Origin of the sequence: Sediminibacillus sp. JSM 1682029 (assembly GCF_041366435.1) — a bacterium.
Taxonomy (GTDB): domain Bacteria; phylum Bacillota; class Bacilli; order Bacillales; family Amphibacillaceae; genus Sediminibacillus; species Sediminibacillus terrae.
On record NZ_JBEWYY010000012.1, the window covers coordinates 79,977 to 95,720 of the forward strand.

16 protein-coding genes are annotated in these 15,744 nt (G+C 47.8%); all 16 read left to right on the forward strand.

All coding sequences use genetic code 11. The features are described 5' to 3' along the window. The first annotated feature begins 4 nt into the window (after nucleotides 1–4). The 16 genes from rpiB (at nucleotide 5) to ABVF09_RS17110 (ending at nucleotide 15,489) form a co-directional block, all read left to right on the forward strand. Complete coding sequence (gene rpiB / locus ABVF09_RS17035) at nucleotides 5–454, forward strand: ribose 5-phosphate isomerase B (RefSeq protein WP_153463521.1); 450 nt, start codon at nucleotides 5–7, stop codon at nucleotides 452–454. 58 nt (nucleotides 455–512) lie between these two features. Then, nucleotides 513–1,076, forward strand: coding sequence for a TIGR01440 family protein (locus tag ABVF09_RS17040; protein WP_152525568.1), 564 nt, complete (start codon nucleotides 513–515; stop codon nucleotides 1,074–1,076). Between the two features lie 174 nt (nucleotides 1,077–1,250). Further along, nucleotides 1,251–2,486 (forward strand): serine hydroxymethyltransferase, encoded by a 1,236-nt coding sequence (locus ABVF09_RS17045; RefSeq protein ID WP_026771882.1) that lies wholly within the window; start codon nucleotides 1,251–1,253, stop codon nucleotides 2,484–2,486. A gap of 371 nt (nucleotides 2,487–2,857) precedes the next feature. Beyond that, on the forward strand, nucleotides 2,858–3,100 hold the full coding sequence (locus tag ABVF09_RS17050) for a hypothetical protein (protein ID WP_026570775.1): 243 nt from the start codon (nucleotides 2,858–2,860) through the stop codon (nucleotides 3,098–3,100). Between the two features lie 140 nt (nucleotides 3,101–3,240). Further along, nucleotides 3,241–3,870 (forward strand): uracil phosphoribosyltransferase, encoded by a 630-nt coding sequence (upp, locus tag ABVF09_RS17055; protein ID WP_026771880.1) that lies wholly within the window; start codon nucleotides 3,241–3,243, stop codon nucleotides 3,868–3,870. A 24-nt stretch (nucleotides 3,871–3,894) separates the two neighbouring features. Continuing rightward, nucleotides 3,895–5,049, forward strand: a complete 1,155-nt coding sequence (gene wecB / locus ABVF09_RS17060) for a non-hydrolyzing UDP-N-acetylglucosamine 2-epimerase (protein WP_371069714.1) — start codon at nucleotides 3,895–3,897, stop codon at nucleotides 5,047–5,049. A 335-nt stretch (nucleotides 5,050–5,384) separates the two neighbouring features. Further along, nucleotides 5,385–7,577 (forward strand): S8 family serine peptidase, encoded by a 2,193-nt coding sequence (locus ABVF09_RS17065; RefSeq protein ID WP_371069715.1) that lies wholly within the window; start codon nucleotides 5,385–5,387, stop codon nucleotides 7,575–7,577. A gap of 779 nt (nucleotides 7,578–8,356) precedes the next feature. Beyond that, nucleotides 8,357–8,725 (forward strand): ATP synthase subunit I, encoded by a 369-nt coding sequence (locus ABVF09_RS17070; protein ID WP_026570772.1) that lies wholly within the window; start codon nucleotides 8,357–8,359, stop codon nucleotides 8,723–8,725. Nucleotides 8,726–8,749: 24 nt separating this feature from the next. Beyond that, nucleotides 8,750–9,475 carry a F0F1 ATP synthase subunit A gene (gene atpB / locus ABVF09_RS17075; protein ID WP_026570771.1) on the forward strand — a complete coding sequence of 242 codons (726 nt, stop codon included), beginning with the start codon at nucleotides 8,750–8,752 and terminating at the stop codon, nucleotides 9,473–9,475. Nucleotides 9,476–9,644: 169 nt separating this feature from the next. Further along, complete coding sequence (atpE, locus tag ABVF09_RS17080; RefSeq protein ID WP_026570770.1) at nucleotides 9,645–9,851, forward strand: F0F1 ATP synthase subunit C; 207 nt, start codon at nucleotides 9,645–9,647, stop codon at nucleotides 9,849–9,851. A gap of 193 nt (nucleotides 9,852–10,044) precedes the next feature. Then, entirely contained in the window at nucleotides 10,045–10,509 is a 465-nt protein-coding gene (atpF, locus tag ABVF09_RS17085) for a F0F1 ATP synthase subunit B (protein WP_371069722.1), read from the forward strand. Continuing rightward, nucleotides 10,506–11,048 carry a F0F1 ATP synthase subunit delta gene (locus ABVF09_RS17090; RefSeq protein WP_026570768.1) on the forward strand — a complete coding sequence of 181 codons (543 nt, stop codon included), beginning with the start codon at nucleotides 10,506–10,508 and terminating at the stop codon, nucleotides 11,046–11,048. The genes atpF and ABVF09_RS17090 overlap by 4 nt, the downstream gene beginning before the upstream one ends. Nucleotides 11,049–11,070: 22 nt before the next feature. Next, complete coding sequence (atpA, locus tag ABVF09_RS17095) at nucleotides 11,071–12,579, forward strand: F0F1 ATP synthase subunit alpha (RefSeq protein ID WP_026570767.1); 1,509 nt, start codon at nucleotides 11,071–11,073, stop codon at nucleotides 12,577–12,579. An 87-nt stretch (nucleotides 12,580–12,666) separates the two neighbouring features. Then, the gene (gene atpG / locus ABVF09_RS17100) at nucleotides 12,667–13,527 is read left to right on the forward strand and encodes an ATP synthase F1 subunit gamma (protein WP_026570766.1); all 861 of its coding nucleotides are present in this window, start codon (nucleotides 12,667–12,669) and stop codon (nucleotides 13,525–13,527) included. Between the two features lie 30 nt (nucleotides 13,528–13,557). Continuing rightward, nucleotides 13,558–14,970: a F0F1 ATP synthase subunit beta gene (gene atpD, locus ABVF09_RS17105; RefSeq protein ID WP_026570765.1), complete on the forward strand. Its 1,413-nt coding sequence runs from the start codon at nucleotides 13,558–13,560 to the stop codon at nucleotides 14,968–14,970. Between the two features lie 117 nt (nucleotides 14,971–15,087). Beyond that, entirely contained in the window at nucleotides 15,088–15,489 is a 402-nt protein-coding gene (locus tag ABVF09_RS17110; protein ID WP_026570764.1) for a F0F1 ATP synthase subunit epsilon, read from the forward strand. Nucleotides 15,490–15,744 lie beyond the last annotated feature (255 nt).

The following is a 15,744-nucleotide window of genomic DNA, read 5'->3' on the forward strand; positions in this document are numbered from 1 at the left end:
TAAAATGAAAGTGATTGTAGCCTCTGACCACGGGGGAGTGAACCTGCGCAAGGAAATCTGTTCACTTCTCGAGGAAATGAAAATCGAATTCGAAGACATCGGCTGTGACTGCGAGGATTCCGTTGATTATCCGGATTATGGGATTCCTGCTGCCGAGCGGGTCGCCAGCGGGGAATTCGATAAAGGCATCCTTATTTGCGGCACGGGGATCGGTATGTCGATATCTGCTAACAAAGTGAAGGGCATCCGGGCTGCGCTCGTCCACGATGTTTTCAGTGCCAAGGCGACCCGGGAACACAATGATTCGAATATGATCACGATGGGGGAGCGGGTGATAGGCGCCGGACTCGCCAGGGAAATCGTCAAAACATGGCTGGAGACAGAATTTCAAGCCGGACGTCACGCCAACAGGATCGGAAAAATCACGGACTATGAATCCAACGAAACAGTTTAGTACGCTGAACTGACGGGGGACAGTCCCCTTTTATAGACAGGAGGCTGGGTATAACATGGTGGATCGGTTAAAACAGGAGATACATGCGATTGTCGATGAGTGGCTGGATTCCGGTTACTTGCGGAAGGGACAGTTGTTTGTTGTCGGCTGTTCTACAAGCGAGGTGGCCGGGAAACGTATCGGCACATCAGGAAGTGAAGAAGTGGCCGCGGTCATTTTTGCGGGGATGCAACGACTGCAACGGGAGACAGGGATTCAGTTGGCTTTTCAATGCTGTGAGCATTTGAATCGCTCACTTGTTGTAGAACAAGAAACGTTGATCCAACGTGGTTACCAACAAGTGACAGCAGTTCCCGTCCCGAAAGCGGGTGGTTCTATGGCGGCATATGCATACAAGCATATGAACCAGCCTGTCCTCGCAGAAACGATTTCCGCCGATGCCGGTCTCGATATCGGAGAAACGATGATCGGCATGCATTTACGGCGGGTGGCGATTCCCTTGCGCTTCAAACAACGTGCTGCCGGAAACGCGAGGGTGACGATGGCACGTACCCGGCCAAAGCTTATCGGTGGTCACCGGGCAGTCTATCCGCAAGATGATTCAGGTGTATTCTGCGACTGATTAATGTTACTATTTTGATAGATTGGTGACGAGCGGAAAATGGTCGTTGGTTGTGAGAAGGAATCTTGCTGGGATTGTAAAGAGGAACCAGACATTTCTCTTATTTACTCATAGACCGCAAGCTCGAGAACCCACTTCAAATAATCTTCAAAAATCCAAAGGGGGAATACGGCAATGCAACATGTGAAACAAAAGGATCAGGAGCTTTTTCAAGCGATTGAAAACGAAAGAATGCGGCAAAATGACAAAATTGAGTTGATTGCATCGGAGAATTTCGTCTCGGAAGCGGTAATGGAGGCGCAAGGATCTGTATTGACCAACAAATATGCGGAAGGGTATCCGGGCCGTCGCTACTATGGTGGTTGTGAATATGTCGATGTTGCAGAAAATCTTGCCCGCGACCGCGCCAAGCAGCTATTCGGTGCCGACCATGCGAATGTTCAGCCGCATTCCGGTGCTCAGGCCAACATGGCCGTATATTTTTCGGTCTTGGAAATCGGTGACACCGTGCTGGGAATGAACCTTAGCCATGGCGGCCATCTTACACATGGCAGCCCCGTCAATTTTAGTGGTAAGCTTTACAAATTTGAAGAATATGGGGTCGACAAAGAAACGGAACAAATCGACTACGAAAATGTTCTTGCCAAAGCGAAAGAACTAAAGCCGAAATTGATTGTTGCCGGTGCCAGCGCTTATTCTCGCACGATTGATTTCGCGAAGTTCCGTGAAATCGCGGACGAAGTCGGCGCTTACTTAATGGTCGACATGGCGCATATTGCCGGCCTGGTCGCAACAGGACTTCACCCCAATCCAGTTCCTTATGCCGACTTTGTTACCACCACAACGCACAAAACTTTGCGAGGCCCTCGCGGCGGGATGATTCTTTGCAAAGAAGAATATGCCAAAAAAATCGATAAGTCCGTCTTCCCGGGTATGCAGGGCGGCCCTCTGATGCATGTCATTGCGGCAAAAGCAATGGCATTCAAAGAAGCGCTGCAAGATGATTTCAAAACGTATTCCCGACAAATCATCGATAATGCAAAACGGCTCGGAGAAGCGTTGCAAAAAGAAGACATCAGAATTGTCTCCGGTGGTACGGATAACCATTTGCTGCTGTTGGATGTCCGCGGTCTGGAATTGACAGGGAAAGTCGCCGAGGAAGCGTTGGATAACGTGGGATTGACGACCAACAAAAATACGATTCCATTTGATCCAGAAAGTCCGTTCGTGACTTCCGGTGTCCGGATCGGAACAGCAGCTGTTACAAGCCGCGGGTTCGGCCTGGAAGAAATGGATGAATTAGGCTCCATCATCGCTTTTACACTAAAGCATCATGACGATGAAGCGAAGCTGAAGGAAGCCAAAGATCGAGTAAAAGCATTGACCGATAAGTTCCCGCTCTATCAATAATAGACAAGAAAACAAGCTGTCCGTTTGGAGAGACCTGACTAAAATGTGACAGCATAAAAGCACTTAAACTGCCTTTCCCCGTTCCATTCAGGGCAAAGGCGGTATAGGTGCTTTTTCTTTTTATGCTTGGCCGGTCCAGTTGGAAATGTCGCCCAGGGAAAAGCATGTTTGCTGCTGCCGATAGTCGAGTGGAGAGTCACGCGCTTGGGCAGTACAAAGCAGGGAGAATCGTAGGAGCTTCCCCGGCGTTATTATACGCAGAGGGGAAACGGAGCCCTTTAAAAATCGAAACCACTTGGAAATAAACACCTGAAAAACGCACTTTTAAATATGGCCTGATTAGGGTATACCCTAACCAGGAGGGTTTCACCATGAATGAAAAAAACGTTGTATCGATAGGTGGAGTAATTGAGACAGCAGATGGCTACAACCTGCATATTAAAGGATACGACGCTGCACAGCACCGAGAATTCAACGATTTATTCACGTATGACGGATTTCTGGTCCGCGGTCGGCATATCGATCCCCGCCAAGATCCGCTATCTGCCGAGTGCAGGCTTGAAATAAAACAAAAAATAATGGAAGTCGTCCATGAAAAAGAAACACAACTGTAACCGATCCATCATCCTGCGTGGTGATGGATTTTGTATGAAAGCAGAAAAACTTCGACACGGAATGACATGTCCCCTTGAAAGCAGGCTGTTTTTTCAGTACAATTTTAAGGATGCAAAAATACCAAAGGAGTGATCGGAACGTGGGAAATGTATATGTACTGGATCATCCATTGATCCAACACAAGTTAACCTACATACGTAAAAATAGCACAGGGACAAAAGAATTTCGCGAACTGGTAGACGAAGTGGCCGGGTTAATGGCTTTTGAAATTACCAGAGATTTGCCTGTAGAAGAAATTACGATTGATACTCCTGTAACCAAAGCCAAAGCAAAAACGTTAAGCGGTAAGAAAATCGGCTTGGTTCCGATTCTCCGTGCAGGGCTGGGGATGGTCGACGGGATTCTCCGTTTGATCCCTGCTGCGAAAGTAGGACACGTTGGACTGTATCGTGATCCGGAAACATTGATGCCGGTAGAATATTATATCAAGCTCCCATCCGATATCGAAGAGCGTGAACTGATTGTCATCGATCCAATGCTGGCCACTGGCGGGTCCGCAAACGATGCAATTCACTCCTTGAAAAAGCGCGGAGCGAAAAATATAAAACTAATGTGCCTGATTGCTGCCCCGGAAGGTGTGGAGGTCATTAAGAAGGAGCATCCTGATGTCGATATCTACCTGGCTGCTCTGGATGAGAAACTGGATGAAAAAGGCTACATCGTCCCAGGTTTAGGGGATGCCGGTGACCGCCTGTTTGGTACTAAATAAATCCGGAAGGCAGGAGGATCGACTATGACGAAACCGATCAAGGTAATGACGATTTTCGGTACCCGGCCGGAAGCGATCAAAATGGCGCCACTTGTCCTGGAGCTGAACAAGCGTCCTGATCAGTTCGAAACAATCGTGACCGTGACGGCCCAGCACAGGGAAATGCTGGATCAGGTTCTGGACATTTTCGATATTACGCCGGACTTTGATTTGAATATCATGAAATCACGGCAAACGCTGGCTCAAATAACGACTAGAGCGCTGGAAGGCCTGGACGAGGTCATCAAACAGACCAATCCGGATATCGTACTCGTGCATGGAGACACGACTACGACCTTCGCCGCATCCTTGGCTGCTTATTATAATCAAACGGCGGTAGGCCATGTGGAAGCAGGGCTTCGGACATGGAACAAATACTCTCCTTATCCAGAAGAGATGAACAGGCAATTGACAGGGGTCATGGCCGACTTGCATTTTTCCCCGACTGAACAAGCGAAACAAAACCTGCTCCGGGAAAACAAGCCGGAAGAAAGGGTGTTTGTTACAGGGAATACAGCAATCGATGCTTTGAAAACAACGATTGCAGATGATTATAAGAGTCCGATTCTAGAGGAACTCGACGGGAAACGGTTAGTGCTTTTGACTGCCCACCGGCGGGAAAACCTCGGGAGTAATATGCGGCAAATGTTCCGTGCCATCAAGCGGCTTGTCGAAGCGCATGACGATATTCAGGTTGTCTATCCTGTCCACTTGAACCCGGTAGTCCGGGAAACGGCCGTCGAAATACTCGGAAATGATGATCGTGTAAAACTGATTGAACCGCTCGGTGTAGTCGACTTTCATAATTTTGCGGCGCATGCCCATCTGATATTAACGGATTCCGGCGGAGTCCAGGAAGAAGCGCCTTCTCTCGGTGTTCCGGTTTTGGTCCTGCGCAATACAACCGAACGTCCGGAAGGTATCCAAGCCGGAACATTGAAGCTCGCCGGAACTGATGAAGACAACATCTTCCGTCTTGCCAATGAACTTTTATCAGATGAGAAATCCCATGCTGTGATGGCCAAAGCTTCCAATCCTTATGGAGATGGACAAGGCTCGGCCAGAATAGCCGAAGCGATTCGTTATTATTTTGGACAAACAACGGAGCGGCCAGCATCGTTCCGGACAATAACAAAGTGACACAGTAAAAACCGAACGATCAATCGAAATCGTTCGGTTTTTTGCATTGGTGAAAAAGGAGTGAATGGCGGTTTACTGACAAGAACAGGATCCTTCTGCGGGAAAAGCATGCGAGTTGAAAAGCCGCATCTAAGCATTTTTGCACTCTGAATGGATGAAATCATGCCTGTGGAAAGCGCTGTATCCTGTCCTGTCGATGAGTAGCGAAGAAAGTTTATCTGACTCATTTTATCTTCCTTTTGATCAGGTACACGCTAAGCTTCTGGCGCGGAATTTTTCCGATGCATGATTCTGTCGGAATGGCGGATACTAAGGGAAAAAGAGGAGAATTATTCATGGTCAAACATATCGTGTGCGTTCTTGTCCTCGCTATCCTGCTGACATTTACCCCCTCTGCACAATCCTCCGCAGAAATAGAAGAATCCCAATCCCTCATCGTCGAGGTTGATGGCGACCCTCATGCATACAAGGAATTCATCGAAAAATATCATCCTTTTATTGAAGTCTTGCAAGTGTATGATACCCTTTTTACCGGCCTGGCCGTTCGCGGAAAAGCACACCAGCTGGAAAAAATCGAAACCGAAGACTTTGTCCGCAAAAGCTACCCCGTACAGACCTATCAAGCCACTGCAGAGAACAGTGTGGAGTTTTTGAAACAGGGGGCTTTTTTTCAATCGGAGGCTGGCAGTGAATACACCGGAAAAGGTGTGAAAGTAGGGGTAATCGATACTGGCATCGATTACACGCATCCTGACCTGGCTGCAAGCTACCAAGGCGGATTCGATGTTGTCGACTTGGATGATGACCCGATGGAAACCCAAGTGGACCAAGGGATGCCGACCATCCATGGCAGTCATGTCGCTGGGATAATTGCTGCCCGTGGCAAAATGAAGGGGGTAGCACCGGAAGCTGAGCTCTATGGCTATCGTGCTCTCGGTCCGGGCGGAATGGGAACGTCTGTCCAGGTGATAGCGGCATTGGAAAAAGCTGTGAAGGACGGCATGGATATTATCAACATGTCACTTGGCAGCTCGGTGAACGGTCCTGATTGGCCGACGAGTGCCGCCGTCAATCAAGCCATTGAAAAAGGGGTCTCGGTGGTGGTGGCTAACGGGAACGAAGGACCGGAAAACTGGACAGTGGGATCGCCGGCCACTTCAGACAAAGCCATTTCGGTCGGTGCTTCCACGCCCCCTATGACCACCCCCTCTTTATATGACCAGCTGCACGATAAAACCATCGATTTGAATTTGTTCATGGGGTCAGTCCCCTGGGATCTCGAAAAAAAATACCCGATTGTCCATCGGAAGCTGGAGAACGGTAAAATCGAGGATGCCAGGGGAAGAATCGTGCTGATCGAACGGGGGACAGTCCCCTTTGCCGATAAGGCCCGGGCGGCCGAGAAGGCAGGGGCTGAAGCTGTGGTGATTTATAACAACGAAAAAGGCAGCTTTGCTGGTTCTATCGATGATGGAAACGAGCCGATAGCCATTCCGGTTGTGTCCGTTTCAGAGAAGGACGGTCAATGGCTCAAAAAAAATGCCGCCGTCAAGGAGACCTGGCTGGAAACAAATTATCAAAAGGAACAGGATTTAATGGCGCCCTTCAGTTCGAGAGGGCCGGTCACGGTCAATTGGGAAATCAAGCCCGAAATTGTGGCGCCTGGAGCAGCCATTACCAGCACAGTTCCCGGCGGTTACCAGGAGTTGCAGGGTACAAGTATGGCAGCCCCTCACGTTGCCGGCGGACTTGCTCTGGTGAAACAGGCCCATCCAGACTGGAGCCACGAGCAACTGAAAGGAGCACTGCTGACGACAGCCTTGCCGGTAAACGATGAAAAGGGAAACCGATATGATCCGATTGTCCAGGGAATGGGGCGGATGCGGATTGATGCCGCTATTAACACGGATACAATCCTGTTTAATCCGCTTATATCTTTTGGGAAAATAGAGGAGAGAAAACAGACCGGCACCTATGAACTGTTGGTAGAAAACATATCCGACCGGCCGCAGGAGTTCCGGTTTGATATCCCGAAGCAGCAGCGCGGCTTGAGATGGGAACTGCCAAAGGCTGTCACGGTAGAGGCGGGGGAGAAGAAAGAGATTCCGATTACCTTGTCGGTTACAAATACCATGTTGGAAGACGGAATACATCAAGGCTGGCTTACACTGCAACGTGATAGCGGTGAGGAAGCCTATCGACTTCCTTATTTATTTGTCGTTAACGAAGCCGAGTATCCGAAAGCGATGGGGGTTGAATTCGCCATAAAGCCATTCACCGATGATCAATACCAGTATCGTATGTACCTTCCTGAAGGGGCGGAAAAACTGACCATCGACCTTTATAACCCATCGACCCTTCGATATGACCGCACCATACTGGAGTTACAAAATCAAGAACCAGGCCTGGTCGAAGGAGTGCTGGAAAAACGCAATATCGGAAAAAAAGGCCAATACCTGGCCAACATCATCATCAAAACCGATAAAGAACACCAATATAGTTATCCCACCACCCTGCAAATCGAATGACAGAGGAACCAATGACCGGAGAACCGGGGGAACCGGGGTCAGTCCCTCTTCCGGCTAAGTAAGGTTAACGAGGTTGGCGGAGGGACTGACCCCAAAACGGCCGAAAAATCCATGGATCCCACCAACAAACCCTTTATTACAGGGTTTTTGTCATCAAAGGTGTGTCCCCAACCGGCAAATGTTAATGAGGGTCAGTCCCCACAACCGGCGATTTTCGGAAATTAGGTGTCTTCGACTTTCTCTGGGGACTGACCCCTATTTTTGACCCCTGCTTCGTTTCAAACTTCGAGACTCTAATTAATTGTCACAAATTTGTCGCTTTTGTGTTTGTTTTCCTTCTTATATAATAAAGGGGAGTGTACTGGTGAACAGTGTTTTCGTGGAAGGTTTTCCAATATCTACTTTCTCCGTGAAACCGATTGACATTGGACTACCCCTATTGTATGCTAATCTAGTGTGGAATGATAAGGGTTTCATAAGCTTCTTTTCCTGATAAGCTTATTCCTTGTTTAAAACCTGTACAGCTTGTAAGATGAGTACAAACCTGACCTGGTGAACAGGGCAGGTGTGAAAAAGTTTTGCCGGATTCGACAAAATTTTTTTGCGTTTTAATCGGTTTGATGCAATCCCGTCTTCTGAAAGAGAGATAAAAACCAAGCTGATTTTCCACAAGTTCCGACAATCGTTCAATGGGTTGAATTGGCCTTGAATTGGAGCCGGTACATAAAGAAGCATCCATTTAAAATATATCAAGCATCTTCATTACGGGGGAACAAAGCATGCAACAATACGAATATATGATAACCCGTCAGCGCAAATGGATGTTCTACCTTCTCGCACTATTGGTACTAGGATCGGCTTTCACACCGTATCCACGTATCTTCCTCGGACTTCTCCTTGGAACAGTGATAGGCTTTTACAACCTATGGCTTATGCAAAGAAAGATCCAGCAGCTCGGCAAGGCCGCAGCTGAACAACGTTCTACCAAAGGTATTGGCACCTTTTCCCGATTGGCAGCAGCCGCAGCGGCTGTGCTTATCGCCCTTCAGTTCGAAGAATATTTCCATCTTATCGGTGTGTTAATTGGATTAATGACAGTTTACGTTGTCATTATGATAGATTTTGCAATATTTAGAGTCAAAGACTAGCGCTGGGAAGAGAGGTGAAGAAATTTGGATCATAAAAAACCCTTACTCGAGGACGTTTTTGGAATCTCATGGCTTGATTTCAACTTGTCCAACGTTTTGATGATCGCGATCGCATCCACCCTTGTTTTCATCCTGGGGGTCGCCGCATCAAGAAAGCTTCAGATGAAGCCAACCGGTCTCCAAAATTTCATGGAATGGGTCATAGATTTCGTGAAAGGAATTGTCGGAGATACGATGGATTGGAAAACGGGGAAGACATTCCTTCCGTTAGGCCTGACGCTGATCACCTACATTTTTGTCAGCAACCTTCTCGGTGTCGCTTTCATGGCTGTAGACTCAGAACACCATCTTTGGTGGAAGTCTCCGACATCGGATGCAGGCATCACACTGACACTGTCGACCATGGTAATCGTGTTGACGCACTACTATGGAATCAAGATGAGGGGTGTGAAGGAATACGGAAAAGATTACTTCCGTCCTTTGCCATTCTTATTCCCGATTAAACTGCTGGAAGAATTCTCGAATACGTTGACGCTTGGTCTTCGTCTTTTCGGAAATATTTATGCAGGGGAAATCTTGCTTGGATTGCTGGCGGGTCTTACCGCTTCTGGTGCAGTAGGATTCCTTGGAGGGGCAATCCCGATGTTGGCATGGCAAGGATTCAGTTTGTTTATTGGAGCTATCCAGGCCTTCATTTTCACTATGTTGACAATGGTCTATATGTCTCACAAAGTGAGCTCGGATCATTAAAAATTATATATTAAGGGTATTCCCGCTGCTTGCCTATTCAAACAGGCAGAGAGGAACCCGGGTCAGTTTTTGTGAACGGGGAGTTACGGAAGTACCGGACACCTGCTTATGAAATACTGAAAAATCAGGAATTAACTAAATTCATATATTCTAGAGGAGGATTTTTATTATGGGAGCTTTAGCAGCTGCAATCGCAGTAGGACTAGCCGCACTAGGCGCAGGTATTGGTAACGGTTTGATTGTAAGTCGTACAGTAGAAGGGATCGCTCGTCAGCCAGAATTGCGCAGCGCCCTGCAGACAACCATGTTCATTGGTGTAGGTCTAGTTGAGGCAATGCCGATCATCGCGGTAGTAATCGCGCTTATCGTCATGTAACAAAACATTGAGATAAAACTTAAATACATTGGCGAAGTTCATTGATTTGAACTTTCGCCTTTCCTTTACGCTTGAAGAAACATAGCAATGTTGACGAATAAACCGGTTACCGACGATGAAAGGAGTGAATGCTGTGCAATACACAGGTTGGCTGATCATTAATGCTGGGCCGGGCGGTCTCCTAGTGGGGGACATGTTAACCCAGTTGTTTTTCTTTATTGTATTATTGCTCCTCTTGCGCAAGTTTGCATGGGGCCCGTTGATGAATGTCATGAAGCAAAGGGAAGACCATATAGCAAGTGAAATCGAGACGGCGGAAAAGAACCGTGCCGAAGCAGAGCGTGCATCACGCGAAGCTGCTGAAGAGCTGAAGAACACCCGGCAGGAAGCGCAATCTATTATCGAAGATGCGAAAAAAGCCGGACAGAAGCAAGAACAGCAAATCATCGAAGCAGCCCGCGAAACAGCAGAGCGCATCAAAATTTCCGCTCAGGAAGACATTGAGCAGGAAAAAGAAAAAGCGATCAAAGCATTGCAAGATCAAGTTGCTACCTTGTCCGTGCAAATCGCCAGCAAGGTGATTGAAAAAGAAATCAATACGCAAGACCAAGAGCAACTGATCAATGAATATATCAAAGAGGTAGGAGAAGAGCGATGAGTGAAGCCATAGTTGCCAAACGATACGCAGATGCTCTTTTTCAACTGGCGGAAGAAAAAAAAGCCGTCGACCAGCTTGAACAACAGTTTCACATTTTACAAGAAGTGTTTCAAAACAATAAAGAATTACTACCTTTCCTGAAGCATCCAAGAGTTAATAATGATAAAAAGAAACAACTCATCCGTGAGACGTTTCAAGACTTTTCTTCCGATGTGGTCAATACACTGTCATTGCTTGTTGACCGCCACCGCGAAGAACTCATTCCATCCATAATTAGTCACTTTATCGAATTAGTGCATGATGCGAAAGGGATAGCGGAAGCAACCGTTTATTCTGTTCGGGAACTGACCGAAGCGGAGCAGGAACAGCTTTCTCAAGTTTTTGCAAAAAAACTCGCTAAAAATGAGTTGAAGATCACCAATATCGTCGATCCGTCGATTCTCGGCGGAGTCAGACTGAAGATTGGCAACACGATCTATGATGGAACCATCAGTGGCAAGCTCGAGCGAATCGAACGAAATATCGTATCCGCGAAATAATTGATGATAGGGGTGAAATGGCATGAGCATTAAAGCTGAAGAAATCAGTGCGCTGATCAAACAGCAAATTGAGAACTATCAATCTGATATAGAAGTCAACGATGTAGGGACAGTAATTGAAATCGGGGACGGTATTGCCCGTGCTCATGGTCTTGATGACGTTATGGCTGGAGAACTTGTCGAGTTTTCCAACGGTGTCATGGGAATGGCACAAAACCTGGAAGAAAGCAATGTAGGTATCGTCATTTTGGGACCATATCAAGATATCCGTGAGGGAGACGAAGTACGTCGTACCGGACGGATTATGCAGGTGCCAGTAGGAGATGAATTGCTGGGACGCGTCGTCAATCCGCTGGGTCAGCCGGTAGACGGAAAAGGACCGATTGAAACAGGAAAAACCCGTCCGATCGAATCTCCGGCACCTGGAGTAATGGATCGTAAGTCCGTTCATGAACCACTTCAAACGGGTATCAAAGCAATCGACGCCCTTGTACCGATCGGACGCGGCCAGCGTGAACTGATCATCGGGGACCGTCAAACAGGTAAAACGACCGTCGCAATCGACGCGATTTTGAATCAGAAAGATCAAGATATGATTTGTATTTATGTAGCCATCGGACAAAAGGATTCGACCGTACGCGGAACTGTAGAGACCCTTCGCCGCTATGGCGCATTGGATTATACGATTGTCGTGTCTGCTGGAGCATCTGAACCAGCACCGCTTCTATACCTGGCACCATATGCAGGTGTTACCATGGGTGAAGAATTCATGTACAACGGCAAGCATGTTCTGGTCGTTTACGATGACTTGTCCAAACAGGCAGCTGCTTATCGTGAACTTTCCCTCTTGCTTCGCCGTCCGCCAGGCCGTGAAGCATTCCCGGGGGATGTTTTCTACTTGCACTCCCGTCTGTTGGAACGTGCTGCCAAGCTAAGCGACGACAAAGGCGCTGGTTCGTTGACCGCACTGCCTTTCGTTGAAACACAGGCAGGGGATATCTCAGCCTACATTCCGACAAACGTCATCTCCATCACAGATGGGCAGATTTTCTTGCAGTCGGACTTGTTCTTCTCCGGTGTACGTCCGGCAATCAACCCGGGTCTATCGGTATCCCGTGTCGGCGGATCTGCACAAATCAAAGCAATGAAAAAGGTAGCCGGTACACTGCGTCTTGACTTGGCGTCCTACCGTGAACTGGAATCTTTCGCTCAATTCGGGTCCGACTTGGATAAAGCGACTCAAGCAAAACTGAACCGTGGTGCACGGACAGTAGAGGTATTGAAGCAGGGATTGCACAAGCCATTGAAAGTGGAAAATCAGGTCATGATCATTTACGCTTTGACTCAAGGATATCTCGATGATATTCCAGTGGAAGATATTACGCGCTTCGAAGGTGAGTTCCACGAATGGCTGCGCAACAATAAAGCTGAATTGCTGAAAACAATCCGCGAAACAGGAAAACTTGCGGAAACGGAAGATATGAACAATGCTGTCGAAGAGTTCAAAAAGAGCTTTGTAGTATCTGCATAAGCTCATGAGAAAGAAGGCAGGAGGACGTTGGGAATCAGACAGGATCTATTCCGGCGTGAACCTTTGAAGAAAGGGTGGTGAGACAGCGTGGCTTCATTAAGAGATATCCAAACCCGGATAAACTCGACCAAGAAAACGAAGCAAATCACCAACGCGATGCAAATGGTATCTGCTTCGAAAATGAATAAAGCAGAGCAAAACGCAAGATCGTTCGTGCCATATAGCGAAAAGATCCAGGAAGTGGTCGCAAGCATCGCAAATGGCGGCGATGTAGCCAACCATCCGATGCTGCAGGCGCGGGAAGTGAAAAAGACTGCTTATTTCGTCATCACTTCGGACCGTGGCCTGGCGGGGGCATACAACAGCAGTATCTTGCGGACAGTTTATCGTGATATTCAGGCAAGGCATCAGTCGAAAGATGAGTATATCGTAATCGCTGTCGGCCGTGTGGGAAGAGATTTCTTTGCGAAACGGGACATGCCGATCGCCAGGGAAATCACCGGGCTGGCCGACCAGCCGAATTTTGCTGACATAAAAGATCTGACTTCTGAGACGGTACAGATGTACATCGATGAAGAAATTGACGAATTGAACATTTATTATAACCATTATGTAAGTGCGATTTCGCAAGAGGTATCGACAACAAAACTGCTTCCTTTGACGAATATCGGTACGGAAGGCAAGCAGTTGAGCAGCTATGAGTACGAGCCGAACCAGGAAGAAATCCTAGAGGTTCTGCTGCCGCAATATGCGGAGAGCGTGCTTTACGGTGCCTTGTTGGACGGAAAAGCAAGTGAACATGCTGCCCGGATGACTGCCATGCAAAGTGCTACGGACAATGCCAATGATCTGATCGATGATCTTTCGTTGTCTTACAACCGTGCACGTCAGGCAGCCATCACCCAGGAAATCACAGAAATCGTTGGTGGAGCAGCGGCACAAGAATAGCTCCATTATAGTAAGTTAGGAGGGAAATCGATGAGCAAAGGACGCGTTACCCAAATCATGGGACCTGTCGTGGACGTAAAATTCGAAAGCGGACAGCTTCCGGAAATTTATAACGCATTACGCGTGCAATATGCCTCACAAGATGAAAATGAATCCAGCAGCGAACTCGTTTTAGAAGTCGCACTGCACTTGGGCGATGACAGTGTTCGTACAATTGCCATGTCATCGACAGAAGGGGTTCAGCGTGGTACAGAAGTAGTGGATACAGGTGCACCGATCTCCGTGCCCGTAGGCGATGTCACACTCGGCCGGGTGTTCAACGTGCTGGGTGGAAAAATCGACTTGGACGAACCGTTGGCCGAAGGGGTGCGACGTGACCCGATTCACCGTCAGTCGCCTAAGTTCGAAAACCTTGCAACAGAAACAGAAATCCTGGAAACAGGAATCAAGGTCGTTGACTTGCTCGCTCCATATATCAAAGGTGGTAAAATTGGTTTGTTCGGGGGTGCAGGTGTTGGTAAAACCGTACTGATCCAGGAACTGATCAACAACATCGCCCAGGAGCACGGCGGCATTTCTGTATTCGCCGGTGTAGGGGAACGTACGCGTGAAGGAAACGACTTGTATTATGAAATGAAAGACTCAGGCGTTATCAGCAAAACAGCGATGGTTTTCGGTCAGATGAACGAGCCGCCGGGAGCACGTATGCGTGTTGCCCTGACAGGCTTGACCATGGCGGAATACTTCCGTGATGAGCAAGGCCAGGACGTGTTGCTGTTTATCGATAATATTTTCCGATTCACCCAAGCAGGTTCGGAAGTATCTGCATTGCTTGGCCGTATGCCTTCTGCTGTTGGTTATCAGCCAACATTGGCAACAGAGATGGGGCAACTGCAAGAACGGATCACCTCGACGGATAAAGGATCGGTTACATCCATCCAGGCCATTTACGTGCCTGCCGATGACTATACCGACCCGGCTCCGGCAACAACGTTTGCCCACTTGGATGCAACGACCAACCTGGATCGTAAGTTATCGGAACAGGGTATCTATCCTGCCGTGGACCCACTGGCGTCCACTTCCCGTGCACTGGATCCGGAAGTAGTCGGAGAAGAGCATTATGAAGTCGCCCGTGAGGTGCAACGTACCTTGCAACGTTATAAAGAATTACAGGATATCATCGCCATCCTTGGTATGGATGAACTGACGGACGAGGATAAACTGACAGTTTCCAGAGCCCGCCGCATTCAGTTCTTCCTGTCTCAAAACTTCCACGTAGCAGAACAGTTTACGGGCCAAAAAGGTTCCTATGTACCTGTTCAGGAAACTGTAAAAGGCTTCCGGGAAATTTTGGACGGAAAACATGATGATGTACCGGAAGATGCATTCCGTTTGGTTGGCCGTATCGAGGAAGTAGTCGAGAAAGCTCAACAAATGGCGTAAATTCTAAGGCCGGTCAAGGCTGGTAAAAGCAGATGACAGCTTTACCGGCCTTCTTCTGGCATTTTTAAAGAAACGGCTGTTGAATGTAGCCATATTCCAGCCCGAGGAGGGGTTTCATTGAAAACACTAATGGTGAGTGTTGTCACTCCTGATGGCCCTGTAATGGAAGATGCTTTCGAAATGGTTAGTTTAAAGGCGGAAAACGGTGAACTCGGTATTTTGCATGGTCACATTCCATTGGTTGCTCCGTTATCGATCGGTGCTGTGCGTTTGAAAGGGCAGGACGACACGAAAAAGCTGGCGGTGAATGGCGGATTTGTCGAAGTACGACCTGATAAGGTCACTATCTTGGCACAATCGGCGGAAAAACCGACCGAAATCGATGTGGAACGTGCCCGCAAAGCAAAAGAACGGGCCGAAAGACGTCTGCAGACTAAGCAGGACGATATCGACTTCAGAAGGGCTGAAAATGCGCTTAGACGTGCAATCAACCGTCTGGACGTAGTGGAAAATCGATAAGCACACTTAACGAAAAAAAGACTTTAATTGCTGCAAAAGCATTAAAGTCTTTTTTATCGTTTGAGCCTTCTAAGCAACCTGGCCGTAAATACCAGCAGCTAAAATTCCACATCGCTGATTTAATGTTCTTTTGATGTTTGACCCCGCTGGGGAAGCATGGATAGTGATCAGTTTTCCATAGTTAACCCCCCGCGCCCCGTCTGAGTCTATGTAAGCTATATATTTCTAAAATTATCAAGGATTGCTCTGGTGAAA

What these genes read in the sequence shown, in the direction of transcription:
- rpiB (WP_153463521.1), top strand. Translation starts at nt 5, where the DNA reads ATGAAAGTGATTGTAGCCTCTGACCACGGGGGAGTGAACCTGCGCAAG.
- ABVF09_RS17045 (WP_026771882.1), top strand. Translation starts at nt 1,251, where the DNA reads ATGCAACATGTGAAACAAAAGGATCAGGAGCTTTTTCAAGCGATTGAA.
- ABVF09_RS17050 (WP_026570775.1), top strand. Translation starts at nt 2,858, where the DNA reads ATGAATGAAAAAAACGTTGTATCGATAGGTGGAGTAATTGAGACAGCA.
- wecB (WP_371069714.1), top strand. Translation starts at nt 3,895, where the DNA reads ATGACGAAACCGATCAAGGTAATGACGATTTTCGGTACCCGGCCGGAA.
- ABVF09_RS17065 (WP_371069715.1), top strand. Translation starts at nt 5,385, where the DNA reads ATGGTCAAACATATCGTGTGCGTTCTTGTCCTCGCTATCCTGCTGACA.
- ABVF09_RS17070 (WP_026570772.1), top strand. Translation starts at nt 8,357, where the DNA reads ATGCAACAATACGAATATATGATAACCCGTCAGCGCAAATGGATGTTC.
- atpE (WP_026570770.1), top strand. Translation starts at nt 9,645, where the DNA reads ATGGGAGCTTTAGCAGCTGCAATCGCAGTAGGACTAGCCGCACTAGGC.
- atpF (WP_371069722.1), top strand. Translation starts at nt 10,045, where the DNA reads ATGTTAACCCAGTTGTTTTTCTTTATTGTATTATTGCTCCTCTTGCGC.
- ABVF09_RS17090 (WP_026570768.1), top strand. Translation starts at nt 10,506, where the DNA reads ATGAGTGAAGCCATAGTTGCCAAACGATACGCAGATGCTCTTTTTCAA.
- atpA (WP_026570767.1), top strand. Translation starts at nt 11,071, where the DNA reads ATGAGCATTAAAGCTGAAGAAATCAGTGCGCTGATCAAACAGCAAATT.
- atpD (WP_026570765.1), top strand. Translation starts at nt 13,558, where the DNA reads ATGAGCAAAGGACGCGTTACCCAAATCATGGGACCTGTCGTGGACGTA.